The following is a 25,930-nucleotide window of genomic DNA, read 5'->3' as shown; positions in this document are numbered from 1 at the left end:
GCCGGCATGATGGGCTGATGGAGTCGGTTCGGGTGGACACCTGGTTGTGGGCGGTCCGGCTGGTGAAGACGCGGCCGGAAGCGGCGGCGGGCTGCCGGGGCGGCCACGTCCGGGTCAACGGCCGCCCCGCCAAACCCTCGACCGTGGTGGTGCCCGGCGACGAGGTCCGCTTCCGAGTCGCCGGGACCACCCGGGTGGTCGAGGTGACCGACACCATCCGCAAGCGCGTGGGCGCGGCGGTCGCCGCCACCTGCATGATCGACCGCACCCCGAAGCCGCCGCCGGAGGTGGTGGTCCCGGTGGCCAAGCGGGAGCGGGGCGCGGGTCGGCCGACGAAACGGGAACGGCGGGTGCTCGACCAGTTCCGCGGCCAGTGACCCGGCGCTACCCGGTCACTGCAGGTCGGCGGCGCGCAGGTCGCGGCGGGAGACGACCTTGAGCTTGCGCAGGACTCGGGCGGCGTGTTGTTCGACGGTGCGGGGGGACAGGAACAGGATCTCGGCGATCTGGTTGTTCGTGTGGCCCGCGGCCAGCAGGTGCGCCACCTCGCGTTCTCGGGGGGACAGCGTGTTGCCGTAGCCGCGGCGGCCCTGCCGGGACGGGGTGGCGATGCCGAGGGTGCGCAACAGGTGCCTGCACCGGGCAGCGTCGTGGCTGGCGCCCAGGTCCTCGTAGCGTTCCGCGCAGCGGCTGTACGCCTCGCTTGCGGCGGGATCGCCAGCGGGAAGCCGGTGGGCTTCGGCCCGTTCCCACGCGACAGCGGCCAGGTAGGGGGCCGAGAGGTCTTCGTACGCGCGGGCAGCGGCGACGTGGTGGTCCGTCCCCGGTTTGCCCAGGTAGTCGGCAACGGCGCCCTTGCAGGTGTGCAGGGCCGCGGCGGCCAAGGGCGCGACGACACCGGTGAGGCCCTCGGCCAACCACCGGACGACGTCCTCGGCGTCGTGCACCCGGCCCGCGGCGAGGTAGGCGTCCACCGCGGCGGGGGCCAACTCGCCCGCCCAAGCCCAGACGTCCTTGCGGCGCAACAGAGCCATGCCCGCGTCGGCCTCCAGCACGGCCAGCACCGGGTCGTCGTCGCGCAGGGCCAAGCGGATCAGGCCCGCGCTACCGCCCAAGGCGATGGGGGTGATCGCGTTGCGGGGGGTGCGGATGCCGGTGTCGGTCAGGTGCGTCGCGGCGGCGGCCCATTCGCCCCGGGTGAGGGCGAGCTGGCCGAGGACCAGGTTCAGCTCGGTGGCCACGGCGACCAGTTCGCGGTATTCGACCAGCAGCGACTCGGCCCGCGCGGCCAGCCCGTCCCAGGAGCCGGTGAACCAGTCGAGGCGGATGGCGGTGCTGCGGGCGGTGCTGAGCACGTACAGCGCGCCGCTCTCCTCCGCGGCCCGGGTACCGAAACGCAGGTGGTGCCGCGCGGCGTCGAAGCGGCCGATGATGGTCAGCGAATCACCGAGGTTGCTGTGCGCGCGGGCGATCTGCCGCTGCTCGCCCAGGGTCCTGGCCACCGTGGGCAGCGTCTCCAGCCGGTCGCGCAGCTCCGGGTCACCGATGGCCACCATCGAGCCGACCACGTTGGCCATCAGCCAGATCCGCGACTCCTGGTCAGCGCAGTGCGCCACGACCGCGTCGGCCTTGCGCATCCACGGAGCGATCAACGCCAGCGGGGTGTCCCCCGTGAACGGCTGCGCCAACGCGCTCATGCACTTGGCAGCCAGGTCCTCGCGCCCGGACAGCTCGTCCACGGCCAGTTCCAGCTGAGCACGGCCCTCGGCGATCGAATCGCTCTGCCGCGACAGCAGTATCCCCAACTGCATCCGGACCTCACCGCGCGCCGCGGCCGAGAGCCGCCGGTCGACCAGCAACCGCTTGAGCAGCAGCGCAGAACCGCGGATGTCGACGCCGATCAGCGACGCCTCACCGAGTTTCACGCCGAGGCGGTCGACGTCGGCGCCGGTCAGCGCCGGTTCGGCGAGCAGGCGGCGCAGCAGCGGGGTGGCGGTGGTCGCGTCGGAGACCGCGAGCGCCTGGTCCGCGGCCGCCTCGCCGTAGCGCAGCCAGTCGGCGCGGCGGTGGGCGAGCCTGCTGTGCTCGGCGAGCTGCACCAGCGGCAGCGGGTCGAGAACGCTGAGCAGGCGCACCGCCCTGGCGTGCAGCTCGCGGCGCTCCATCGCGCTGATCGTGCTGTACACGGCTTGGCGGGCGAGGGTATGCCGGAACGCACAGGTGCCGTCGCCCTGGTCGTGCAGGATCGAGCACGCGGCGGCCTCCTCCACCGCGGCCCGCAACCGGTCGCCGGACAACCGCGCCACCTGCCCGAGCAGCTCGACACCGGCCGGGATCGCGAACACCGCCGCGGCGCGCACCAACCGGCCCGATTCCTCCGACAACGCCGCCAGGCGCTCGGCGACGGACTCGCGCAGCAGCACCGGAACCTCACCCTGGTCCGACAGCCGCCGCGCGGTGATCTCGGTGACGTCGGTGCCCTCGGCGAGCGCCCGGGCCCGCAACGCGCGCAGCACCTCTTCGAGCACGAACGGCAGCCCGGCGGTCTGCTCGTGCAGCTCGGCGGCGAACGCGGCGCTCACCGCGTCGGTGCGCAGGATCGCCGCGGCCAGCAGCCGGACCTGCTCAGGCCCCAACGGCCGCAACCGCACCAGTTCCGCGCCGACCCCGGCACCCGGCCGGTACGCGGTGCCCAGCGGCATGTCGCCGGAGACGTCCTCGCGCCGGTAGGTCACCACGACCGCCAGCTCCGGGGGCGGGTCGGCCATCAGGAACCGCAGCAGCTGCAGGGTTCCGTCGTCGGCCCAGTGCAGGTCCTCGACCACCAGCAGCGCGGGCCCCAGCGCGGCGAGCACCTCGCGGATCGCGCGGAACAGCAGGTGCCGGTCGAACGCCGGGTCCGCGGTGACCGTCTGCGGCGGCGGCAGCACGTCGGCCAACTCCGGGATCACCGTGCGCAGCACCGAGGTGACCGGGCTCAGCTCGGCGCAGCGGGACAACCGCTCGCGGGCGTGCCGCAGCGCCTCGAGCACCGCGCCCAGGACGAACGGCTCGCGCAACTGCTGGCAGTAGCCGATGAGCACGATCGGGGCGTCGGCGCCCATCGCGGCCACCAGCTCGCGGACCAGCCTGCTCTTGCCGACCCCGGCCTCGCCCTCCACCTGCACGAGAGCGGGACCGCGGCGCACCACCAGTTGCAGCAGACCCAGCTCGTGGTCGCGACCGATGAGCTGGGTGTGCGGTTCGTGGCCGGTCATGGCTCTCCCATCGCCAGCGGGCGGGTGGCGCCGTTGCCACCCGCCCCTGGTCACTTCAGTGATCAGTCCACATCAGACACCCGCGATGGACTGGATCCACGAGCGGTAGCGGGTGATGTTGGTGTAGGTGGTGTAGTCGTAGCGGTTGCTGGTCGAGGCGACCCCGACCTGGCGGCCGTTGGCGAACATCGGGCCGCCGGAGTCGCCGCCCGCGGTGATGCCGTTGTACCAGTAGGCACCCACGCCGACGCCGCCGAAGTAGTCGCGGTCGTTGACCGTGGACACCCGGACCGTGGCGACCTTGAGGTAGCGCGACTGGCAGTTGATCTCGGCCTGGTTGGTGCAGGTGGCGCCCCAGCCCAGCACCGAGACGTACTGGTTGACCGCGACGTCGGCGGTGGTGCCCAACGGCGACGGGGTGTTGTTCACCGCGCGGTCCAGGCGCACGATCGCCAGGTCGGCCGCGGAGTGGGTGGTGGTCTGCGACCCGTAGGCGATGGTGCCGCCGGAGGTCTGGTCGAGGCTGCCGATGCGGAAGGACAGGGACCCGCCGACGCAGTGCCTGGCGGTGAGGATGTAGCGGGGGGCGATCAGCGTCGCGGTGCAGTTCTGCGTTCCGTTGAGGAACAGCCGGGCCGCCCACGGCGCGCTCTGGTTGTAGGTACCGCCGCCGATGATCTGGACGCTGGCGCCCGGCTCCTCCGGCGGGGCGGGCTTGGCCGAGGCGGACGGGGCGAGGACGATCGCCGTGGCGACCGCGGCCAGTGCGACTACAGCTTTGAACACCTTCATGTGCCATCGCTTTCCTCCGCGCCGGGACAGGGGTGCGCGGATTGTCGACCGGCCCGGCGGGACACCGGGCCGTGCAGGGGGACACCCGCAAATAGTGCTGATGGCGACAGAGGGTGATCAATCCGTACCGGACACGTATAAATTGTAGAAGCGGTACTTACTTTGACAGAATTGAACCGGAACCACCTATTCATCCCGGTCGGCTGTAAACCGTATGCCGGTCGCGCGAGCGCGGAAGATCCCGGCGGCGCGGTGGCGCGATCGTTCAAGACCACGCACCCGTTCGGACCTACGCTTGCCCCATCGCGGCCGAACGGGCGGGGAGGTTCCAGTGGACGAGTTCGCCAGCGCGCGGTTGGTGGGCCTGGTGCGCCGGGGCCTGGCCGCCGCGGGGATCGAGACGACCGCTCCGCCGAGCCGGGGTGCGCTGCTGCCGCTGTCGGCGAAACGACAGTACCTGGCGGAGATAGCGCGGGTGCACGGGTTGCTGCCGCTGTCGCGGGTGGGTGCTGTGCTCCCGGAACTGGCGGCGGACCCCGCGGTGTCGGCACTGTCGCGGTCGGACACCCCCGGGGACCTCGTCGAACGGTGGCGGCGGCTGTCGCGGTTCACGCACTCGCGGCACCGGGTGGAGGTCATCGGCTCCAGTGCCGGTGAACTGCGGTTGGCGCACGTCGGGCCACCGGGGTTGGCGCCGGAACCCGCCGAGGACGCGGTGGTGTTGGGGGTACTGGTGTCGCTGCTCGTCCTGATCGGCGTCCGCGGTGTCGGGGTCGTTGCCGGCGGGCGGGTGGTGTGCGTCGACGGGGAGTTCGTCGCGCCGCTGCCGGAGGCCGGGGCCGGCGCGTGGTGTCTGCGGTGGACGGGAACAGCGGAACCGGAACCGGTGGAGGTTCCCGAGGCCGACCTGGCGGCGGCGGCACGCGACCTGCTCGGCGGCGATCTCGCCAGGCGGTGGACCGTGGATGACCTGGCCGCACGGCTGGGGGTGTCGCGGCGCGGGCTGCAACGGCGGCTGCGGGCGGCGGGCGGTTTCCAGGACATGGTGGGGGCGGCGCGGACCGAGGCGGCGGCGGGGTTGCTGCTGTCCGGCGGGCATTCGTTGAGCACGATCGGGTTCGCCTGCGGGTACGCCGACCAACCGCACTTCACCCGCGACTTCACCCGCCGCACCGCGATGACCCCGTCGGCGTACCGAGCGGCGTTCGGGCAGGACTGACGTTGATGCGCGCCGCTGGTGGCGCCGTGATGGAGGAGGTAGGTCGTGGAGTTCGCCGGGCGGACGGTGCTGGTGACGGGCGGGGCGCGGGGAGTGGGCCGGGAACTGACCCGGCAGTTGGTGGACCTGGGGGCGCACGTCGTCGCCGTGGGCCGGGACTCGGCGGCGCTGGACGCGGTGGCGGCTGAACACGGGTCCCGGGTGTCGGGGTACGTGGTGGACCTGGCCGACCCCGAGGCGACTTCGGCGTTCGTGGCGGAGGTGGTCCGGTCGCACCCGGAGCTGTCGGTGGTGATCAACAACGCCGGGGTGCAGACCCCGGTGGCCTACCTGCACGACCCCACCCCCACCACCCTCGCGGCGGCGCGCCAGGAGATAGCGGTCAACCTCGACGCCGTGATCACCCTGTCGACGGGCCTGCTGCCGCACCTGAGCACCCACGACTCGGCGGCCATCGTCAACATCACGACCGGTCTCGCCCTGGCGCCCAAGGCCTCGGCCCCGGTGTACTGCGCGACCAAGGCGGCCGTGCGGACCTTCACCAGGGCCCTGCGCTACCAGTGCGAAGCCGACGCCCCCCGCGTGAAGGTCATCGACGCCGTCTTCCCCCTGGTCGACACCGATATGACCCGGGGAAGGGGAAGCAACAAGATCACCCCAGCCGAAGCCGCGGCCGCGGTGCTCACCAGCACCCGCCGCGGCACCCCCACGGCGTACATCGGCAAGACCGGCCTGCTCAACGCCATCATGCGGGTGTCGCCCGCCCTGGGCCACCGCATCATGCGAGCCAGCTGATCCCGATACCGCGAGAGCGGTGCTCATGGTCGAGAGCGGTGCTCACAATGTGAGCACCGCTCTCGATTCAGGGCGCCGCCGCGGTCCCGCGGCGGCCGGTGGGTCAGCGGACCGCCGGTTGGAGGTCGAGGGTCCAGGAGTCGATCTTGCCGGTGTCGTTGGTGGCGGCGTCGCGGACTCGGAGGGTCCAGGTGCCGTTGCCGGTTTCCGAGCGGAGGTCGAGCGGGTAGGTCTTGTTGATGTTGTCCGCGCTGCCCCCCGTGCGGTTGTGCACTACGTAGGGGGTTCCGTCCGGGGCTACCAGGGTGACCACCAGATCACCCTGGTACGTGTGCTGGATGGCGACCGCCAGCGTGCTGTTCGCGGCGCCCTGCAGCGGGCAGTTCGTCAGCGTGATCCGGCTCTCCACGGTCGTGTTGTCCGGGATCGCCACGTCCGCCCCGTTGGTCGCCCGGCACCCCGCGGGGGCGTCGTTGCGGATTGTGAGGGTGTAGGTCGCGGTGCGGGTCGCGCCCGTGCCGGTGCCGGTCACCACCACCGGGTACGTCCCCACCGGGGACGCCGCCGTCAGCGCGATCGTCAAGGTCGACTGCTGGCCCGAGGTCACCGTCTGCGGGCTGAAGGTCGCCGTGGCGTTGGCGGGCAGGCCGGAGGCCGACAGCGAGACCTGCTGGCTCTGACCGGACGTCGTGGCTGTTGCGACCGTGGTCGTCACCGTGTTGCCCGGCATCCCTTCACCCGCGGTCGGCGACAGCGAGACCGAGAAGTCGTTCACCGGGGTGTCCGAAACCCCCGCCAGCTTCCACACCACGTGCGCGATCGCGTTGGTGCTGTGGCCCATCGTGCGCGAGCCGACGTTGCTGATCGTGTCGCAGGCCGCGTGGTAGCAGGGGTCGGTGCCCGAGCCGATGCCGCCGACGGTGATGTTGTACTTGGTGAACGAGGAGTGGTCGGAGCTGCCGTTCCACGAGATGGCCGTGGTCGGGATGCCCTTGGCCTGGAAGTACTCCTTGAAGTACCCCGAGATGGTGGCGTTGTGGTTGTAGACGCCCCAGGTGGTGACGTCCTTCTGGCCGACCATGTCGAAGTTGAGGTACGCGGTGATCTTGCTGCGCTCGGTGGCGGCGAGGTTGTCGGCGTAGTACTTCGAGCCGATCAGGCCCAGTTCCTCCGCACCCCACCACCCGAAGCGCAACCGCTTCTCCGGCCGCAGGTTCGCCCGCGACACCGCGAGGGCGACCTCCAGCACGGCCGAGGTGCCGGATCCGTTGTCGTTGAGGCCGGGCCCCGCGGGGACGCTGTCGAGGTGCGCCCCGGCCATGACGACCTTGGTCGCGTCGCCGTGGGGCCACTCGGCGATGACGTTCCACCCCGTCGCGCCGTTGTGGGTGAACGGTTGCAGCGTGGTCGTGAAGCCCGCCGCGTCCAGCTTGCCCTTGACGTAGTCGGCCGACGCGCGGAAGCCGGGCCTGCCGTGCGCGCGGTTGCCGCCGTTGTTGGTGGCGATGGTCTGCAGTTGGTTGAGGTGTGCCATGACGTTCTCGACCGGGATCTCCGGTGCGGCCGACACGGACGCCGGTGCGTGCACGGCCGCGGGCACCGAGTTGGCGATGCCCGCCGTGACGGAGATGGCGAGCAGCGTGGTGACCGCGCCCGCTAGTACGACCTTGATGGGTTTCACCTTGTCTCCTAACAAGATTGGCGCGCGGTCAGCGCATGTTCAGTGCCCAGCTGCGGATGGCGCCGACGTCGTTGGTCGCGGCGTCCTGCACCCGCAACTTCCACAGCCCCTCGGCGGGCCGCGTCGACAGGTTCACCGTGTAGCTGCGCACGATGTTGTCCGCCGAACCACCGGTCCGGTTGTGCAGCACGTAAGTCGTGTTGTCCGGGGCGACCAGGGTGACGACGAGGTCGCCCTGGTAGGTGTGCTCGATGTCGACGTCGACCTTGCTGGTGGCCGACGGCGCCTGCGGGCAACCGGAGATCCGCAGCGAACTCTCCACTGTGGAGTTGTCCGGGATCGGTACCCGCGTGTCGTTGCGGTTGAGGCACCCGTTGTCCACCACCGGGACCTGCAGCGTGTAACTGGCTGTCTTGGCCGTGCTGGTGCCCTGGGCCCGGACGGTGACCGCGTAGTTGCCCGGCTGGGTGTTCGCGGCCAGCGCGATCGACAGCGTCGACTGGGCGCCGGAGGTGACCGTGGCCGGGGTGAAGGTCGCCGTGGCGCCGGTGGGCAGGCCGGTCGCGGTGAGGTTGAGCTGCTGCGGGCTGCCCGAGGTGGTGGCGGTGGTGACCGTGGTGGTGGTCGTCTGGCCGGGCATGCCGGTGCCCCCCGCGGGGCTGACCGCGACGGAGAAGTCGCCGCTGGGCTGGGCGACCCCGGTCAACGGGATGGTCACCGAGCTCTGCGACGGCGCCAGCCGCAACTGGGTGCCCGCGGTCGGCCGCAGCGTGTAGTCGTAGTCGGTGGAGATCACGACGAGCCCGATGCGCCTGCCCGCGGCGAACACGTGGTCCTTGGGCTGCAGCGCGAACGTCAGGTCGTACTCCTGGCCCTGCACCACGGCCTGGCCGGAGCCTGAGCCCGCCCGGTTCTGCGGATCGATCCAGCCGCGGGTGACGATCACCGGTGAGGCGCCGCCGTACTCGACCAGCAGCGCGGTCACGTTGGCGTCCTTGCGGTTCTCGACCGCCATCCGCAACGTCACCCTGGGCGTCCCGGACAGCTTGACCTGGCTGGGCAACGCCTCGCTGCGGTAGACGAGCCTGCTGCCGTTGGCGGTGTCCGGGCTGGCGACCAGCGAGGTCGCGTTGGTCGTCCGTCCGTTGTCGACGAAGGTCTGCTTCACGTCGCCGCCGGTGCCGTTGAGCGTCAACGTACCGGGCGCGGTGGCCGAGGTCGCGCCGAAGCGGAACACGGCCTCGCGGGCGGCCGGGTCGGGCCAGTCGGCGAACCGCTGCCAGGTGCCGTCGGGGAACTGCACCTCGGCCTTGGGCTCGGTCATGATCCCGTTGTCGATGCCCTTGAGGTGGTAGTCGAACCACTTGAGCACCGTCGCCTGGTAGTCCGAACGCGACGGTGCGCCGTGGCCGCCGCGGTGCAGCCAGATCTTGCGCGGGACGTTGTTGGCCTTGAGCGCCTCCCACCACTGCGCGTACTGCTGGCCCTTGACGTTCCAGTCGGCCTGCCCGTGCATGACGAACACGCCCGCGGTGACCTTGTTGGCGTCGCGCAGGTAGTCGCGCTGCTGCCAGAACGCGGTGGCGTCACCGCTGACCCGGTCCTGGTCGCGGGTGAGGTTGGCGATCTGCCCCGAGCAGCGCGAGGCGTTGCCCACGACGGCCTTGGCGAGCACGTCGGCGTCCTCGCCCTGGTACCCGCCTGGTGCGACGACCAGCCCGTTGGCGCGGTAGTAGTCGTACCAGCGGGAGATGGCCGCGATCGGGACGATGGCCTTGAGGCCCGCCACCCCGGACGCGGCGACGGCGTTGGGCAGCGTGCCGTTGTAGGAGATGCCGATCATGCCGACGTTGCCGGTGCTCCAGCTCGCCTGGACCTCGGTGCCCGAGGCGTTGTAGGCCTTGGCGCGGCCGTTGAGCCAGTCGATGACCGCGGTAGCGCCCAGCGTCTCGTTGCGGTCGCCGGTGCTCGGGCAGCCGTCGGAGTCGCCGGTGCCGATGCTGTGCCCCATGACCACGGCGTAGCCGCGGGGCACGAAGTAGTCGTCGTACCAGTCCGGCAGGTCGGGGGCGGGGCGCAGCGCGTCCACTCCCCCGGCGGCGTTGAGGCCGAAGAGCCCCTCCTGGGGCAACCGGTCGACGTTGGGGTTGTGGTTCGGCGCCGTGTTCAAGCCCTTGACGTAGGGGCTGTGCTCGAACACGACCGGCACCCGAGTACTACCCGCGGGACGCGAGATGTCGATGGCGACCCGGTCGAGCCGCCCGTTGTTGTCGGTGTCCACAGTCGTCTCGACGTAGACGCGTTCTTCGAGCATGGCTGTGGTCGCGCCTTCGCGCGCGCCCGCTGTTCCGGTGACCAAGGGGACACCACCGGTGACGACGAGCGCGGCGACCAGCGCGACACGGTACGGGGACCGCATGCGTGCTCCTTCACTGCTTGCAGGGAACACCAGCCAGCCGCACCCGGGTCCCCCAGTCAATCCGCCGACCGGCACCCGCGCATAACAGGGATCGCCGCGGCGGCTTAACAGTGATCGGGTCGGGTTATTCAACAGGCGCGGGCACGCTTTTACCCGCGCGCGCGAGGCAAATCGTCACAGCGGGAATCGGCCCGATCACGGTGAGCGAACAAGGGCCGGAAGACCCGTGATCATCACAGACAGCCGCGGGCCGCTCGCCCGCTCCCCGAACCGCCTGCGGTGCCGGGCACCGCGCCCAGCGCCCCGCGCGACCCGGAACGCAATTTCCAGGGGTGCCTACCTAGTACTCCCCCTATTGTTTCGCTGGTCTGAGCGGGGTAATGAATCGACCACGCGAAAACGGCGGAAACGAGCGAGAATCCGCAGGTCCGCGCCCGCAGAACGCGGTCTTGGTTGTCCTGCACGCCCAGTGCTGGACACCGGGGTCGCGGCGACCGATAGTGGTAACCCACCCGTGGCCGGGACCCCATGGAGGCAGTCGATGGCGCGATCGGCCCGTCTACCTGAACTGGGGCGCGACCTGAGCCGGGTCCCCAGGGGCGGCTCGTTCGCCCAGGTGCTCGACGCGGCCATCACCGCGCGGGGCTTGACCCTGGACCGGGTGCGCTACCACCTCGCCGAGCAGGGCGTTGACGTCAGCGTTGCCACGTTGAGCTACTGGCGGCGCGACCGCAGGCGGCCGGAGCGGGAGGAGTCGCTGCGGGCGGTGCGGGCGCTGGAGGCGCTGCTCGGGCTGCCAGCGACCTCGCTGATCACCCTGCTCGGGCCGCCGAAGCCGCGCGGCAGGTGGTTGCGCAGGCAGAGCGAGATGCCGCTGTCCGCCGAGTTCGACGACCCCGAGGAGGGGGAGTACACGCTGGTCTCGGCGCACGACGTGTTCACCGTGGCCGAGGACCACACCGAGCGCGGGACCTGGACGCGGCTGGTGGTGCGCGGCGAGCGCGGCCGGGTCACCCGCTGCCTGGTGAAGTACCAAGCGGACAACCCGGACTACCCGCCAGCGCTGGTCGACGTGCGGTTCTGCAGCCGGGGACGGGTGCGGGTGGACGAATCGGGCCGGTTGATGGTCGCCGAACTGCTGCTGGACCGGCCGTTGCGGGTCGGCGAGCACGCGGTGGTGGAGTACGAGTTCGCCGCGGCGCCCGGGCCGCCGGTGTCGTTCTACTGGCGGCAGTTCCTCGCCCCGGTCGCCGAGTACAGCCAGCAGATCCAGTTCGAGGGCACCGAACCCGCGCGCTGCACCGGGTTCCGCCAGGCCAACCCCAGTGCCCCCGAGGTCGCCGAGCCGCTGGCCGTGGGCCCGTCCGGGGCGGCGAGCCAGGTCGGGTTCAACCTCGCGCCGGGGGTCTTCGGGACCCGCTGGAGCTGGTGAGCGAGTTCTTCACAGTTTAACCGTTGGTCAACCCGAGTTCACGGCGCGCGGTTCACAGTATTCGCGTACCAGCAGAGAGTTACACCGACGAGATTGCTTACTCACCGTCGCTGCGGTCATTCTATCGGGCGTCACCCTGCGAGTGACGACGGTTCAGTCGTCCGAAAGGCACCCCGTATGCAGCGCACAATGGGGAGAATTCCCCTCACGCTTTCCCTGTCCCTTTCCGCGGCGGTCGTGGCCGGCACCATTTTCGCGGTCACCGGTCCCGCCACCGCGGCCAACCCGGCGAGCTCCGCGGCGGCGGCCGCGCCCGCCTGTTCGCTGAGCACCCCGAACGCCAAGTCCGAGAAGGCGCCCAGCTGTGTGGCCGCCGACGTCTCGCTCGACCGGCTGCCCGCGGTGGGCGAGTCGGCCACCGTGACGGTCAAGGTCCGGTCCGAGGTGGACATCGCCACGGCCAAGCTCGCGGTGAAGGTCCCCGACACCCTGCGCATCGACGCCGGTGCCAGCGGTCTGTCCGCCGCCCGCACCGTCGGCCTCGACCAGGTCGCCGACCAGCAGTTCGCGCTCTCGCGCTCGGGCCGCACGGTCTCGTTCAAGGTCACCGCGCTCGGCGCGGGGCCCGCCAACATCCAGGCGGACGTGACCAGTGTGGACAGCCCGGCCGCGGAGCGCTCCGCGCACGGCTCGGCGCTGCTGACCGTCGCCGAGCAGAAGGGCGCCTCGACCGCGGGCGTCAGCGCCACCGGCTCGCTCGCGGTGACCAAGCAGGCACCCGAGGCGCGCATCGCCGCGCTCGCCGCGCCCGGCCAGATCTGCGCGACCGGCGCGCTGCAGTACGCCAACCAGGCGGGCACCTACCTGCCCGGCCGCACCGTCAAGGTCCAGGTCGCGGCGAAGGCGACCTCCTCGTCGACGGCCGCGTACGTGGCCACCGGCGCCACGGGCAGCGACGGCAAGTACTCGCTGTGCTTCAACGCCACCACCACCCAGTACCAGGTGTGGGTGGAGTTCTCGACCGACTCGACCATGTGGAAGGTGACCAACAACGCGGGCACCTCGCTCTACACGCTGTCGACCTCGGCCAAGACCAACGTGGCCAGCGGCACCGACGCCGCGTTCGGCACCAGCACCCCGACCTCGACGAACATGCGCGCCTGGCACGCCTTCGACACGGTCAACAAGCTGTGGGCCGCGCACGGCAGCAGCACCTGCTGGACCACCCGCGAGACCAGCAACTGCCGCAAGATCGTCATCCACTGGCAGCCGGGCAGCACCGACGGCACCTACTTCCAGAACGGCGTGGCCGTCGCCAACCGCTACATCGCGCTGACCGACGCCGACCCCGACTCCGAGCACACCGTGCTGCACGAGTCCGGCCACTTCCTGATGGACATGCTCTACGGCGGCTGGTGGGCGGCGAGCGACTGCCCGTCCCCGCACTACCTGCACCTGGTCACCGGCAGCAACTGCGCGTGGACCGAGGGCTTCGCCAACGCCGTCGCGGGCTACGTGATGGGTGACGGCCGCTACTACTGGGCCGACGGCAGCTGGATCGACCTCATGCAGACCAACTGGTACAACCCCAACCAGGCCGCTGGTCGCACCAACATGCAGGACGGCGACAAGGTCGAGGGCCGGGTCGCTGGCGCGCTGATCGACCTGTGGCGCCGCGTCGACAACGGTCCACTCGGGACGTTCGGGTTGATGGTGGGCAACACCTCAAGCAGCTTCAAGGAGTTCGTGGTGACCGACCGGCCGACCAAGGGCCTGGACACCTCGACCACCACGATGAACCTGATCTACACCCACACCATCGACTACCGCAGCAGCGGGACGACGCCGCCGGGAACCACCACCCCGCCGACGACCACGACCCCGCCGACCACGACCACCAACCCGAACCCGGGCACCCAGCTGATCACCAACGGCGGCTTCGAGAGCGGCTCCACCGGCTGGACGGTCACCGGCGGCTCGGTCGGCAACTGGACCTACTACAAGGCCCAGGCCGGTAGCTACTACGCGTGGCTGGGCGGCAACGGCCAGGTCAACACCGACACGGTGAGCCAGAACATCACCATCCCGGCGAACGTGAACGCCGCGACGCTGACGTTCTACCTGCGGGTCGCCACGGCGGAGTCGGGCAGCACCGCCTACGACTACCTGCGGGTCCAGGCGATCAGCGGCTCCACCACGACCAACCTGAAGACCTACAGCAACGCCAACGCCAACTCCGGCTACGCGCTGCAGACGGTCGACCTGTCGGCCTACAAGGGCAAGACGATCACGCTGCGGTTCTACGGGACCGAGGACAGCAACCTGCAGACCGACTTCCTCGTGGACACGGTGGCCGTCACCACGAGCTGACGACCACCGGGCAACCCGGGCCCGTCGAGCGCACACCCAGCGCTCGGCGGGCCCGGTCCGTTTCCGGGGCTGGTCCGTTCGGGTGAGCCGGGGCGACTTGCCGGGTTCGGCGGACGGGGCCTGGGCGGTACGACAGAATCGGGGGCGAGCGGGACGTGGGAAGGGGCGGGATGAGCGGGTTCGACATCAACCTGGGCGAGGTGCGCGCGCACGCCGACACCGTGGCGACCATCTCCACCGAGGTGAACTCCGCCCTGCGGATCGCGCAGGCCACAGTGGGTGGCGACGCGTACGGGGTGATCGGGGCGTTCTTCGCCAGCGCCATCGCGCTGGCAAGCGACGACGTGCGCGAGGCCATCACCAAGACGGCCAAGGCGTTCGCCGACGTGCAGGATGGGCTGCGCGCGGTCGCCGCCGACTACCAGGAGATCGACGACGCGCACGCCAGGGTGTTCGGCGGCGGGGACGCCACGCACGCTGCGGTGCTGCCGGTCAACGGGCCGGAGCAGCCGTACTCGCACCGGCAGCGCCGCAAGGCGATCGAGGTGCTGGAGCGGATCTCGGCCAAGCACGAGATCAGCGTCGCCACGGTCGCGCTGCCGCCGGTGCGGATGCTGAAGCTGGCGGTGGGCGAGATCGCCGCCGCGAAGATCGGCGACCACTACGAGCGCGACGTCGCCGACGTGCTGGCCAAGCCGCCGACGAACGAGAACCTGCGCGAGCTGGCGGTCACCGAGACCAAGTTCTGGAACTCCGAGCGGGGCAACTGGGCAGGCTCCATGTTGACCGCCGACAACCGCTACAACCTGCTCGTCGACAGCCGCGACAAGTGGCTGGCCGCGATGCCCGCCGAGCAGCGCGCGCAGGTCAGGCGGCAGCTGGGCCTGTGAGGTCGCGCTCGCGGTGGCCTCCGGTGCCGACCGTTAGGATCTTCGGCCAAGCGGACGGTTGAGCGAACAGCCGCCACCACCCCTGCGGGGACCCCCGCACGGAGCGAAAGCGCGGCTGCCGATGAACACCGTCCCCCTCCCGTCCGCCCGCTGGTCGCTGCGCCGGTGGTGGCTGGTGTCGGCCGCGGTGGTGATCACGGCCCTGCTCGGCGCGATGGCGAGCGTCGCGTGGGCGATCGCGGACCTGTCCTCGGCGCGGGTGCACCTGCTCGACACCGTGGGACCCACCGTGGTGAGCACCCAGCAGCTGGGCACCTCGCTGGTCGACCAGGAGACGGGGGTCCGCGGGTACGCCCTCAGCGGTCTGGACGAGTTCCTCTCGCCCTACGACGGCGGGCGTGACCGGGCCGAGCGGATCAGGGCCGGGATCGACCCCGATGGTCTGCCGTGGTTGGCCGAGGACCTCGCGGAGCTGGACCGGGCCATGGTCGGGTGGCGGGTGAACTACGCGGAGCCGGTCATCGCCGCCGTCCGCGCCGGGGCGACGCCACCGCCGTTGGAGGTGGGCAAGGTCGAGTTCGACGAGGTGCGGGCGGCGCTGAGCTCGTTGCAGTCGGACTTGGACACCGAGCGCAGCGCCTCGCGCGCCGCGCTGAACACCGCCGTGTCCCGGTTGGCGGCCACCTGCGTCGTTGCCCTCGGCGGGTTGCTGGTGGTGGTGCTGGTCGGCGTGTGGTTGATGACCAGGTCGGTCGTGCGCCCGCTCGGCAGGCTCACCGGCCAGGTCCGCCTGGTGGCCGACGGCGACTTCGCCCACGAGGTGACCGTGCGCGGCCCGCGCGAGGTCGTCTCCCTCAGCGCCGACGTCGACACCATGCGGCGGCGCATCGTGTCCGAACTGGACCGGGCGCAGGCGGCGGGCCGGGACCTGGCCCGGTCGAACGAGGAACTGGAGCAGTTCGCCTACGTCGCCTCGCACGACCTGCAGGAGCCGCTGCGCAAGGTCGCCAGCTTCTGCCAGCTGCTCGAGCGCCGCTACGCCGAGCAACTCGACGACAAGGCCCGCCAGTACATCGGTTTCGCCGTGGACGGCGCCCGCCGGATGCAGGACCTGATCAACGACCTCCTCTCCTTCAGCCGCGTCGGCCGCCACACCGGCAAACACGCCGACCACTCCGCGAAGACCCTCGCCGACCAAGCCGTCCGCAACCTCGCCGACACCATCGACACCACCTCAGCCACCGTCACCATCGCCGACAACCTCCCCACCATCCACGGCGAGGCCCCCCTGCTCACCTCGGTCTTCCAGAACCTCATCGGCAACGGCCTGAAGTTCCGCCGAGACACCCCACCCGAGGTATCGGTCACCGCAACCCGCGACGGCGACAACTGGCTATTCTCCGTGACAGACAACGGAATAGGCATAGAACCCCAATACACCGACCGCGTCTTCGTCATCTTCCAACGCCTCCACGCCAAGGACTCCTACCCCGGCACCGGCATAGGCCTGGCAATGTGCCGAAAAATCATCACCTTCCACGGCGGCTCCATCTGGATCGACACCACCCACACCCCCGGCACCAGGGTCTCCTTCACCCTCCCCGCCCCACCGGAGGACGACCAGACCCAGCCCACGACGTAGAACCTTTGGGCCTCATGAGCCAACCCCACCAGGCCGACCACCGCTCCCGGAACCCGCTGGTGCCAAACCAGCCCTCCGGCCCAGCCCCGCCAACCCAGCCACCGCTCCCGGAAGGGAGCGTGCCACCTCAACACCCCTACTCAGACAGCATTGCCAACCACTGGACACTCGGAAGTCGCTGGTGCCAGATGCTCGATGGGGTGGACCTGTTTTGTGTGGGGGTGCGGCGTCCGTAGCGTTGTGCGCTGCAGGGCCATGCTTTTCGGCCCCAGCTTTGCGGTCCTGCCACGGGCGGCGCAGGGGCCCCGCACAAAACAGGTCCACCGCATCGAGCTTTCGCTTTGTCGCGGATCGGCGTGCAATGCCGAAGGCGAGCCGAAGATCATCTAACCCGGGATCCCCCGTTTTCCAGCCTACCGAGGCCCACCAACAGAACAACAGCCCCAGAAGCAGCCTGTGGACAACCAAGGCCGTTGTGGACAAGCCCGCCTACCCGCGATCATGCTCCAACGACACCAACGTCAACACATGGTCCGCCACCGACCCAGCAGGCGCGTACAACCACAACGGCGCCCGATTGCGTTCCCCCCGCTCCACCGCCCGATGCAAGATCGCCACCGCCACACTCGCCACATGCGTCACCCCCGTCAGGTCCACCGTGAGCTCATGGCTGCCCCCCAGCGTCAACCGATCCAGCTCCGCCGTCAGCTGCGCCCCCGTCGTCACGTCCAGCGGCCCGTCGAGCGCCACCCGGTTGTCCTCGGTCTGCGGCTGGTCCAGCACCAGCAGCAGCCCTGGCTCACCGCCTCCGGCAGGCGCACCGGAAGTGACCTGGTCCGCGGTGAGCAGGCGCGCCGGGCGGCTGAGTTCTCGGTGGAGGGTGGCGGTGGTGCCGTGGGTGGTGCGAGCGATGTGGAGTTCGTCGGCGAGGCCGCCTGCCATGGCAAGGCCTAGGCCGTGGTCAAGGTGGAAGTCCTGGTCGGTGGTGCTGCACCGGCGCAGCCAGCGGCCGTCGTCGGTCACGCTGATCCGCAGGACGCCGTCGGCGGCGAGGGCGGCGTCGAGGGTGATGGTGCCGTCGGCGCGGTCAGGTCTGCTGTGCTCGACGGCGTTGGTGACCAGTTCGACGACGGCGTGCTGCAGGGCGACGACGTCCTGCTCACCGGCGCCGAGCTCGACCAGCCAGGCCAGCAGCGCGCGGCGCACCGCCCGCACGACCTCCAGGTCGCCGGGCAGGGTGAGGTGCAGCGGGTCCACCGGGGCGACGCGCTGGGCGGCGAGCAGGGTGATGTCGTCGGCGTGGCCGGTGGTGCGGATCATCATCTCCAGGGTCAGCGCGGTGGCCCGCTCGACCGCGGGCAGCCCCGGGGTGCGGTAGCCCGTGTCGGCCACGGCGTCGGCGAGGACTTGGGCGAGTTCGACCGAGGAGGCGGCTGGTTCGCGGCCGGGGCGTTCGACGATCCCGTCGCTGTAGAGGAGCAGGACGTCGCCGGGGTCGAGCCGGTCGGTGGCCACGGCGTGGGTGGAGCCGGTGCCGAGCGGGCCGCCCCCGCTGAGCGGCACGTACCTGGCCTGACCGGCACCGGCGACCAGCGGCGGCGGGTGCCCCGCGGTGCAGTACTCGAAGTCGCCGCCCTGGTCGAGCACGACGACGCACACCGTGGCGGCGTGGGTGTCGCGGCCGCGGCGGGCCATCCGGTCGACCGCGGCCACCGCGGTGCGGACGTCGCCGGTCTCCTCGAGCCGGTCGCGCAGGACCGCGCGCAGCCGTCCCATCGCCGCGGACGCCGCCACCCCGTGCCCGACCACATCACCGACCACCAGCCCCACCCGCCCATCGGCCAGGGGCACCGCGTCGAACCAGTCCCCGCCTGAGGCGTCGGCGCCGTCGGCGAGCAAGTAGCTCCCCGCGATCCGGACCGACGGGAGCACCGGCAGCCCCGGGGGCAGCAGTTGGCGCTGGAGCGCGGTGATCACTTCCCGCGCTTCGGCGTAGCGCCGCTCGGCTTCCGCCGCCTTGCGCTCGGCGGTCTGCCGCTGCCGCACGCGATCGGTCACGTCATGGGCGAACAGGACGACCCCGACCACGTTCCCCTTGTCATCGAGCCGAGGCGCGGTGGTGAAGTCGAAGTACGCCTCGACTACGCCCTCCCCGGTGGCATGGCGGTCGAACTGCACCCGCCACTCGACCCCTGACTCAGGGCGGCCCGTCCGGTAGACGCGGTAGACCATCTCGATGGTCTGCTGCCCGACGATGTCCGGGAAGGCTTCCCAGGGGGTCAGGCCGACGAGCTGCTCGCGGCCCATCGCGGTCCGGTACGCGGCGTTGGCCGCCACGATCACCAACTCCGGCCCGTCCAGCCCGGCGAGCATGATCGGCAGCCCCTCGAACACCGCCCGCACCGCGTCGGCGCCCCCGACGAGCCGCTCCGGATCGAGCTCCACCGGTCCTCCTCACCCTCCGGGCGGCACCGCCGTCCGGGCGACACCCTGCCACCCGGCGGGCGGGTGGGCACGTCGAGGGCGGGTACGCCACCGGGGTGGCCGATCCCGCGCTATCAGGGGTATCCGTGCCACTGACCGGGTGGTTGCCCGCCCGGTCGTGGGACAGTCGTGGCGGAGGTGGCGATGAGCTTCGAGATCAGGGTGGCGAGCCTGGACGAGGTCCGGCTGATGGGCGCGTGGGCGCGCGACGAGGGCTGGAACCCCGGTGTTTCCGACCCGCTCGCGTTCGCCCCGGCCGACCCGGGCGGCTTCTTCATCGGCAAGCTGGACGGGGAGCCGGTGGCCTGCGTTTCGGCTGTCCGGTACGGAAACGGTTTCGGGTTCATCGGTTTCTACATCGCCCGGCCGCAGGTGCGCGGCCAGGGCTACGGGATCCAGCTCTGGCGCGCGGCGACCGAGCACCTCACCGGTCGGCTGATCGGCCTCGACGGCGTCGTCGACCAGCAGGACAACTACCGCAAGTCAGGTTTCGTCCACGCCTGGAACAACATCCGGTTCGAGGGCACCGCGGCCGACACCCGCTCGCCCGTGGAGGTGGTCGACGCCAGGTCCGTGCCCTTCGACCGCATCGCCGAGTACGACCGCCGGTTCTTCCCCGAACCCCGCGACGCGTTCCTGGCCACCTGGCTGGCCCTCCCCGACCGGACAGCCCGCATCGCCCTCGACGGCAGCACCATCACCGGCTTGGCGGTCCGCCGGGATGCCCAGGGCCCCAGTCGAATCGGCCCCCTCTACGCCGACACCCCGGACATCGCCGCCGCACTTCTCGCTTCCGTGGCGGCGAACACCCCCGTCGCCGTTGACGTGCCCGACGCCAATCCCGCTGCTGTGAGCATGTTCCAGGAGGCGGGGTTCAAGCAGACCTTCGAGGCGGCGCGCATGTACACCGGGCCAGCGCCCGATCTGGCGCTGTCACAGATGTACGGAGTGACCACTTTGGAGCTCGGGTGAGCGGTCAGCGGCGGGCGCGTTCGATGACCTCCTCGGGTTGCAGCGGGCTGGCCGGGTGGTGGGTGAGGCACAGCGGGGTGGTGACCTGGCGGAAGCCGAAAGCCTCGCTGGTGACGTAGAACTGGGCGCGTTCGAGGAGCGCGATGTCGGCCACCTGGCTGCCTTTCGCCCGTGCCATCTCGTTGGCCGCGTTGATCTGGGCCGGGCTGTTGAGGCGACCGAAGAACTGGGTGGTCGCGTTGCCCACCACCTGGTTGTGCACGCCCTTCGGAGCCTGGGTGGCGAAGAGCAGGCCCAGTCCGTACTTGCGCGCCTGCGAGGCCAGCACGATCGTGCTGCGCGTGCTCGCGGTGAGGGTTCCGGACGACGCAAGGGTTTGCGCCTCATCCATGACGAACAGCGCGCCGAGCGGTCGATCGCCAGCAGGGTTGCGCTTGGCCCAGGCGAACAGCTCCATCTGCAACTGGTTGACGAAGTTCTGCCGCTGCTCCTCCGCGGGCAGCCCGATGAAGCTGATCACCGAAACCCGCGCCAGCTTCCCCGCCGCGGGCGTGAGCAGCTCCCCCGGGTCGATCTCCGTGCCCGCCCCGGCGAACAGCGGGTCGTTGACCATCGCCGCCTTCAACGCCTCGGCCAGGTCCGCGGCGATCTTGTGGCCGTCGTTGAGCGTGCTGACCCCGTCCGGCAGATCCGCCAACACCTCGATCAGCCCCGGCAGGCTCCGCGACCCGGTCCGCGCGTGGTGCACCACGGCCTGCCGCAACACCGCCAACCCCTTGTTCGCCTTGACCGTGCTCCCGGTCAACCGGACCTGCGGCGCGAGGCTGGCCACCGCGACCTCCACCGCCGCCCCGAACTCGTCCTCGTCATCAAGCACCCCACCGAAGTCCGGCAACGGCTGGAACGCCAACGGCCGCCCGTGCGCCCGCCCCGGGGTCCACACCACGACATCGGTGCCGTCGAGGTACCGCCGCGCCAACTCGGCATCCCCGTCCCCCCAAGCACTCGGCGCCTCCGGCCACGCATCCCCCAAGCGCGCCAAGTCGTTGTTGGGGTCCAACACGATCGCCGAAACCCCCTGCAGCGCACACTCCTCCACGATCCGCCGCAACAGAACCGTTTTCCCAGAACCTGATCCGGCGAACACCACAGCGTGCTTGCGCAACGCCGCCAACTCCACACGAACCGGCTCCCCGGTCCCCACCACAACCCCCACCCCCACCTCTCCCGGTGGCGGCCGCGTTTCCGCGTCCCGCCGCACGGCGGGCAGCGTGTCGGCGAGCAGGTCGGACCGGCTCGCGGGTTGGCGGTCCACCAGCCACTCGTGCAGCCCGGGGACGTTCTGGGTCAGCAGCTTGTCCAAGGCCCAGAACGTCCTGGCGTCGTCGACCGACAGCGCCATCCGGCGACCGCCCGCCGCCTCGAACGCACCAAGCTCCGCCTTCGTCTTGGCACCCTTGGACCAGGCGTCGTTGCGCAGCAGGATGAGATGCCGGTTGTCGGCACCCTGCCGCAGGCCCATCGCGGTCTTGGCCTTGCGGAAGCGGTGCAGCACGGAGATCGGGTGCGGGTGGTAGATCGCCCGGAACCCCCAGTGCTCCTGCAGGTCGGTCGCCTCGTCGAGGGTGCGGGTGATCCAGGCGTGCAGTTCGCCGCCCTCACCGACCCTGGGCCGGTTCCAGGTCATGTTGTCGTCGCCGACCTCGGTCAGCCAGGACCGCAGGGCGGCGGAGAGCAACCGGGGCACCAGCTCGTCCTCGACCGTGTGGTCGAACAGCGCTTCCGGGTCGATCTCGGCCCTGGCGTCGGCGAACAGGGCGTCGAGTTCGGTGAAGCGGTCCGGTTTCGGCGCCGGGCGGGGCACGGCGGTGGGTCGCGGCGCATCCTCGTCGAAGGAGGTGAGTTCGCGGACCTCGTCGTTGCGCACGCAGAGCTCGATGTGGGCGCCGATGCGCTTGAGGAGCTCGCGCGGGGTGATCTGCTCCCACCCCTCGGCGAAGGCGGACTCGGCGACGGGCCACGTGGGGTACGGCGGGGTGAAGCCCATCGCCTGGTAGGCCACACCGAGTCGCTTGGCCACGAGGTCGCGGCCGATGCCGCCGTCGGCGATGCGCCCCAGGCTGCGCAGTTCGCGGAACCGGTCGGGCACGGTGTCGGCCGCTTTGGTCCGGATCTGCTTCCAGGTACCGGGCAGGCAGGCCAGCACGGTGACGGTCCGGCGGGTCACCTCGCGCAGCCGCATCAGGCCGTCGGCGATCTGGGCGAGCAGCACGTCACCGCTGTGGTCGGCGGCCTCGGTGAGCTTCTCGGTGCGCGCGATCAGGGTGTCGAGCTGGTCGACGCAGATCACGACGGGACCGGTGATCGCCAGCAGCCTGGTCAGGTCGCGCACCACGGTCAGCGGCGACCTGGGTGGTCGGCGGATGCCCCACGCGCGCCGCTCCCCCGGTTCGGACTCCTCGGCCCCGTCCAGGTAGTCCTCGGCGATGTCGTTGATCGAGTCCGGCTCGGCGGCGTAGAGCACGAGGGCCCGCGCGGTGTCGGAGCACTCCGTGGCCACCTGCCGGTCGAGCGCCCGCACCCCCGCGACGAACGCGTCGACGTCCTTGCGGGTCAGGCCGTGCCCGCGCAGGATCACCTTGGCCGAGCCGGGGTCGACGACCCCGAGCTCGCAGACGCGGCGCAGAAAACGGTGCAACTGCGTCTCACCGGACTCGTCGGCCTGGGAGAGGCCGAACCGCAACGCCTCCACCGCGTTCTCCCAGAACGCGTCACCGGCCGAGACGTTGTCGAGGAAGAAGTACCCCTTGGCGGCGTGGGTCTGGCGCCGCACCATGCCCAGCAGGTGCGTCTTGCCCACGCCCTTCTGCCCCTGCACGACGAGCCCGATCGGACTCGGCCCGTCGCTGACGGCCGCGTCGCGGATCGCGCCCTCCACGGCCCTGGCGACGTCGGCGTGCGGACCGTCCACGTGGTACGGGGAATCGCGCCAGACGTGGTCGGGGGTGTCCGCCCAGTCGAACCGCAGGGTGGCCAGCGCGGCGAGGCCCTCGATCATGACGCCTCGATCGAGATCAGGTGGTTGTCCTCGCCGCCGACGCGGATCGCCGCCGCGTGGTGGCGATCGGTGAGCGCCTTGCGGTTGGACTCCGGCACCAGGTTCGCCCGCCCCGTCCGGCTCATCTCCTTCAACACCGCGTCCACCTCCGCGCGGTTCGCCCCGCCCAACGCCGCCCGCAGGTCCACCAGGCTGACCCAGTCCCCCACCGAGCGCGCCAGCTTCGAGTACCCCGCCCGCACCCGCTCCTCGATCTGCCCCGGCGTCAACTCGACGTCGGAGGTGAAGACCTCCGCCAGGCTCACGTTCTCCCGCCGCAGATACCGGTCCAGCGCGGCCAGGAGCAAGTAGAACGCGGGCACGAACGTACTACGAGCCACCGGCGGCGGCGGAGACCCGGCCGCGAACTCGTCCGCGCACCACTTCCACCCGCTGTCGGTGAGCTCGTGCACGAAGAACCGCTTCGGCGCCAACCTGCTCTCCACCAACCGCAACTCGTTGAGCCGCCGCCGCTCCTTGCCGTCGAGCGGGTACCCGACGAGGTCCTTCAACTCCGGGTTGGACACCTCCCTGGCCAACGCCATCAGCACCAACATCACCGCTGTCTCCTTGTGCCCCAACCGTTCTGACATGATCATCCTTCCTGTTGACCGCGTTCGACGCGGTTCACCACACGGGTCTCCAACACTCCGATGCCCCACTCGACCGCCTCTTGGGTGTGCGGCGGCAACGCTTCGCGGACGTCGTGCCTGCTGCCCGGCGGAACCTCGATAGCCCTGGCGAGCACGGCGGCCAACTCCTGGGCCAGGGCGCTGTCCCCCGAGCCCACCGCGGTCACCAGCTCGCGCACCAGCTCGTCCACCAACTCCCAGCGCGAACGACCCAGCCTTACTCCCTTGACCCGCACGAGGAGCCCTACGAGTTCTGGTGCGCCTTCGACCACGGCCGCGGCGCCGCGCAGTTGGTCCGCCAGATCACGTGCGACCGCCTTCTCCCCACGCGACGACCCGATCCGCAGGTGCCGCAGGTTGGCCACGAAACCGGGAAGGTCAACGACTTTCGTGCCGTCGGTCAGGACGGGGATGACCCGGCGGTCCTGACCGACGGTGCGGTAGAGGAACAACTCGGCCTCGGCCTGCTGCCACCTGGTCAACTCGCCATCCACGACCAGGCACAGGTGCCGCGCGTTGTCGCTGGCGCGGGTGAGCAGGTCCCGGTCTCCGGAGGACGACCACTCGGCCGCGAGACCCAGTTCCCGCAACTCGGCGATCAGCCTGTTGGCGACGCCCCTGGCGGCGTGGGAGCTGCTGACCCTGAGGTCCTGGCCGAACTCCTGCTTGCGGTCGCGCACCGCCGCGACGAACGCGTCCCGGTTCTCCGCGAGCAGCGCGGTGTGGTCGAGGTCGTGCGCGATCAGGGCCGCGACGGTCTCCAGCGCGAAGCTGATCTGGTCCGCGGACGGGGTCTTCTCCTTCTGCACCGCCAACTGCTCACCGAGCGCCCAGTAGGAGACGTACGGGATGGTCAGGTGGCGCGACATCGCGGCGACCGAGACCTGGGAGTCGAGCCAGTTGTGGTACAGCCCCCTGGTCCTGTCCACGCACTCGTCGCGCCAGTGCTCGGCCTGGGCGTACTCATCGCGGCTGTCGAAGCGCGACAGCACGGGGACGACGGTCAGCCGGGGACGGTCCAGCGGCAGCCGATCGCGCGCCGCGTCGGCCAACCCGACGACGTCCACGGCGCCGCGGATGCTCTGCGTGTTGGCGGTGAACAACAGCACCAGTCGATCGGGCAGCTGAGCGGTGCACATGCTGCCGACATCGGAGATGCCGGTCCGGCTGTCGAGCAGCACGTAGTCGTAGCGCGCGGTCCACCGGTCCCGGCACTGCTCGAGGTACTCGCCGAAACCCTCGTCGTAGAGCCGCCCCCAGTCGATGGACTGCACCCTGCTCGCGTAGTTCGGGTCGTCGCCGCCCGCGGCGAGCAGGTCGAGCGTGCCGGTCACCTGGACGGTCCGGTCGACGACGGCGCCCGCTCGGAAGTCGTCGACCAGATCCACGACACCGCCGGTGGGTGCGCTGTCGGTTAGCGTGCCGAAGTAGTCGCGCAGTCCCGGCGCTTCCAGGTCCCAGTCCACGCACAGCACGCGGAAACCCCAGCGCGCCAGCAGAACGGCGATGTTGGCCAGGGCGAAGCTGCGGCCGACGCCGCCCTTGTAGGAGTAGAACGTGTACACGGTCCCTGGCATCACAACCCCGGGAACTTCATCGGGGGCAGCACACCGGGGACGGGCTGGCGCACCGGCCACTGCTGCCACGCCGGGGACTGCCGGATCCCGTCGACCAGCGCCACCGCCAGGTCATCCACCGCGTCGCGGAAGTCCAGGTAGGCCAGGCTGTCCTGGAACTGGACGTCCGGCTGGCGCCACTTGCGCATGTCGGCCATCCAGCGCTGGGTCGCGTACTCCGGGAAGCTGTCCGAGTCGCTGTAGATCACCGGGTAGATCAGCCCGCGGCCCCCGGTCTCGGCGACCTCCTCGCGTTCGGCCATGGAATGCCACTCCGCCATGCACCACTCCCTGGTGAAGTACTTCGGGGAGTACACCGCGACGAGGATCTTCGCGTTCCCGAGCGCTGAACGCAGGGTCTGCGGCCACTTGGCCCCGCTGCTGCCGGACTGGTCGCAGAAGACTTCCACCTTCTCCGCCACGTTGTCGTCGAGCGCGTCGATCAACCTCGGGTGGAAGTGCCGGTCCACCCAGGGCCGCACGGTGCGGCTTTCCCGGTCGTAGCTGATGAACACGTCGTACTGGTACACGCGTGTCATCGCTCCTTCGGGTGGTTCCGGCGGGCGGGGTTGATCGTAAAGCGGGAGTGTGCGGGTGGGACAGTGGCGAAAACCTGACAGAAGCAGGACAAA

The 25,930-nt window shown here is 70.7% G+C and carries 17 protein-coding genes; 8 read left to right on the top strand and 9 right to left on the bottom strand.

Translation table 11 applies throughout. The features are described 5' to 3' along the window. Positions 1 to 17 precede the first annotated feature (17 nt). Positions 18 to 377, top strand: coding sequence for an RNA-binding S4 domain-containing protein (locus tag JOD54_RS17120; protein ID WP_204451489.1), 360 nt, complete (start codon positions 18 to 20; stop codon positions 375 to 377). Between the two features lie 15 nt (positions 378 to 392). Here the strand turns inward: JOD54_RS17120 and JOD54_RS17115 are convergent, their stop codons facing one another. Together JOD54_RS17115 and JOD54_RS17110 are read right to left on the bottom strand one after the other, a co-directional pair. Continuing rightward, entirely contained in the window at positions 393 to 3,257 is a 2,865-nt protein-coding gene (locus tag JOD54_RS17115) for an ATP-binding protein (RefSeq protein ID WP_204451488.1), read from the bottom strand. A gap of 72 nt (positions 3,258 to 3,329) precedes the next feature. Further along, the gene (locus tag JOD54_RS17110; RefSeq protein ID WP_204451487.1) at positions 3,330 to 4,049 is read right to left on the bottom strand and encodes a S1 family peptidase; all 720 of its coding nucleotides are present in this window, start codon (positions 4,047 to 4,049) and stop codon (positions 3,330 to 3,332) included. Positions 4,050 to 4,380: 331 nt separating this feature from the next. Here JOD54_RS17110 and JOD54_RS17105 point away from each other — a divergent pair, with 331 nt between their 5' ends. Next, positions 4,381 to 5,268: a helix-turn-helix transcriptional regulator gene (locus tag JOD54_RS17105; protein ID WP_204451486.1), complete on the top strand. Its 888-nt coding sequence runs from the start codon at positions 4,381 to 4,383 to the stop codon at positions 5,266 to 5,268. A 45-nt stretch (positions 5,269 to 5,313) separates the two neighbouring features. Beyond that, the gene (locus tag JOD54_RS17100; RefSeq protein WP_204451485.1) at positions 5,314 to 6,063 is read left to right on the top strand and encodes an SDR family oxidoreductase; all 750 of its coding nucleotides are present in this window, start codon (positions 5,314 to 5,316) and stop codon (positions 6,061 to 6,063) included. A 103-nt stretch (positions 6,064 to 6,166) separates the two neighbouring features. Here the strand turns inward: JOD54_RS17100 and JOD54_RS17095 are convergent, their stop codons facing one another. Further along, positions 6,167 to 7,744 (bottom strand): M28 family peptidase, encoded by a 1,578-nt coding sequence (locus JOD54_RS17095; RefSeq protein ID WP_307860127.1) that lies wholly within the window; start codon positions 7,742 to 7,744, stop codon positions 6,167 to 6,169. Positions 7,745 to 7,772: 28 nt separating this feature from the next. Beyond that, positions 7,773 to 10,163 (bottom strand): Xaa-Pro dipeptidyl-peptidase, encoded by a 2,391-nt coding sequence (locus JOD54_RS17090; RefSeq protein ID WP_204451484.1) that lies wholly within the window; start codon positions 10,161 to 10,163, stop codon positions 7,773 to 7,775. A gap of 541 nt (positions 10,164 to 10,704) precedes the next feature. Here JOD54_RS17090 and JOD54_RS17085 point away from each other — a divergent pair. From JOD54_RS17085 to JOD54_RS17070, 4 genes are all read left to right on the top strand, one after another. Beyond that, positions 10,705 to 11,595, top strand: coding sequence for an XRE family transcriptional regulator (locus tag JOD54_RS17085; protein WP_204451483.1), 891 nt, complete (start codon positions 10,705 to 10,707; stop codon positions 11,593 to 11,595). A gap of 237 nt (positions 11,596 to 11,832) precedes the next feature. Continuing rightward, entirely contained in the window at positions 11,833 to 13,965 is a 2,133-nt protein-coding gene (locus tag JOD54_RS17080) for a carbohydrate binding domain-containing protein (protein ID WP_204451482.1), read from the top strand. 170 nt (positions 13,966 to 14,135) lie between these two features. Continuing rightward, positions 14,136 to 14,855 (top strand): type VII secretion target, encoded by a 720-nt coding sequence (locus JOD54_RS17075; RefSeq protein WP_204451481.1) that lies wholly within the window; start codon positions 14,136 to 14,138, stop codon positions 14,853 to 14,855. Positions 14,856 to 14,976: 121 nt separating this feature from the next. Beyond that, positions 14,977 to 16,497, top strand: coding sequence for a sensor histidine kinase (locus JOD54_RS17070; RefSeq protein ID WP_204451480.1), 1,521 nt, complete (start codon positions 14,977 to 14,979; stop codon positions 16,495 to 16,497). 489 nt (positions 16,498 to 16,986) lie between these two features. Here the strand turns inward: JOD54_RS17070 and JOD54_RS17065 are convergent, their stop codons facing one another. Then, the gene (locus JOD54_RS17065) at positions 16,987 to 18,942 is read right to left on the bottom strand and encodes a SpoIIE family protein phosphatase (protein WP_204451479.1); all 1,956 of its coding nucleotides are present in this window, start codon (positions 18,940 to 18,942) and stop codon (positions 16,987 to 16,989) included. A gap of 183 nt (positions 18,943 to 19,125) precedes the next feature. Between JOD54_RS17065 and JOD54_RS17060 the strand changes: the two genes are divergently transcribed. Continuing rightward, positions 19,126 to 19,953, top strand: coding sequence for a GNAT family N-acetyltransferase (locus JOD54_RS17060; protein ID WP_204451478.1), 828 nt, complete (start codon positions 19,126 to 19,128; stop codon positions 19,951 to 19,953). Between the two features lie 4 nt (positions 19,954 to 19,957). On the opposite strand, the gene JOD54_RS17055 is transcribed toward JOD54_RS17060, so the two are convergent. Genes JOD54_RS17055 through JOD54_RS17040 form a run of 4 tightly spaced genes read right to left on the bottom strand, consistent with a single transcriptional unit; the run spans position 19,958 to position 25,837 of the window. Beyond that, entirely contained in the window at positions 19,958 to 23,011 is a 3,054-nt protein-coding gene (locus JOD54_RS17055; protein ID WP_204451477.1) for an ATP-binding protein, read from the bottom strand. Next, positions 23,008 to 23,643: a hypothetical protein gene (locus tag JOD54_RS17050; protein WP_239573402.1), complete on the bottom strand. Its 636-nt coding sequence runs from the start codon at positions 23,641 to 23,643 to the stop codon at positions 23,008 to 23,010. Before JOD54_RS17050 ends, JOD54_RS17055 begins: the two co-directional genes overlap by 4 nt. Before the next feature lie 2 nt (positions 23,644 to 23,645). After that, the gene (locus JOD54_RS17045; protein WP_204451476.1) at positions 23,646 to 25,259 is read right to left on the bottom strand and encodes a tyrosine-protein kinase family protein; all 1,614 of its coding nucleotides are present in this window, start codon (positions 25,257 to 25,259) and stop codon (positions 23,646 to 23,648) included. Further along, the gene (locus JOD54_RS17040) at positions 25,259 to 25,837 is read right to left on the bottom strand and encodes a toll/interleukin-1 receptor domain-containing protein (protein WP_239573401.1); all 579 of its coding nucleotides are present in this window, start codon (positions 25,835 to 25,837) and stop codon (positions 25,259 to 25,261) included. Before JOD54_RS17040 ends, JOD54_RS17045 begins: the two co-directional genes overlap by 1 nt. Between the last annotated feature and the right edge of the window lie 93 nt (positions 25,838 to 25,930).

The organism is Actinokineospora baliensis (assembly GCF_016907695.1).
Taxonomy (GTDB): Bacteria; Actinomycetota; Actinomycetes; order Mycobacteriales; family Pseudonocardiaceae; genus Actinokineospora; species Actinokineospora baliensis.
The sequence above is the reverse complement of the archived record's forward strand: the minus strand, read 5'-3'. Positions and strand labels throughout refer to the sequence as shown.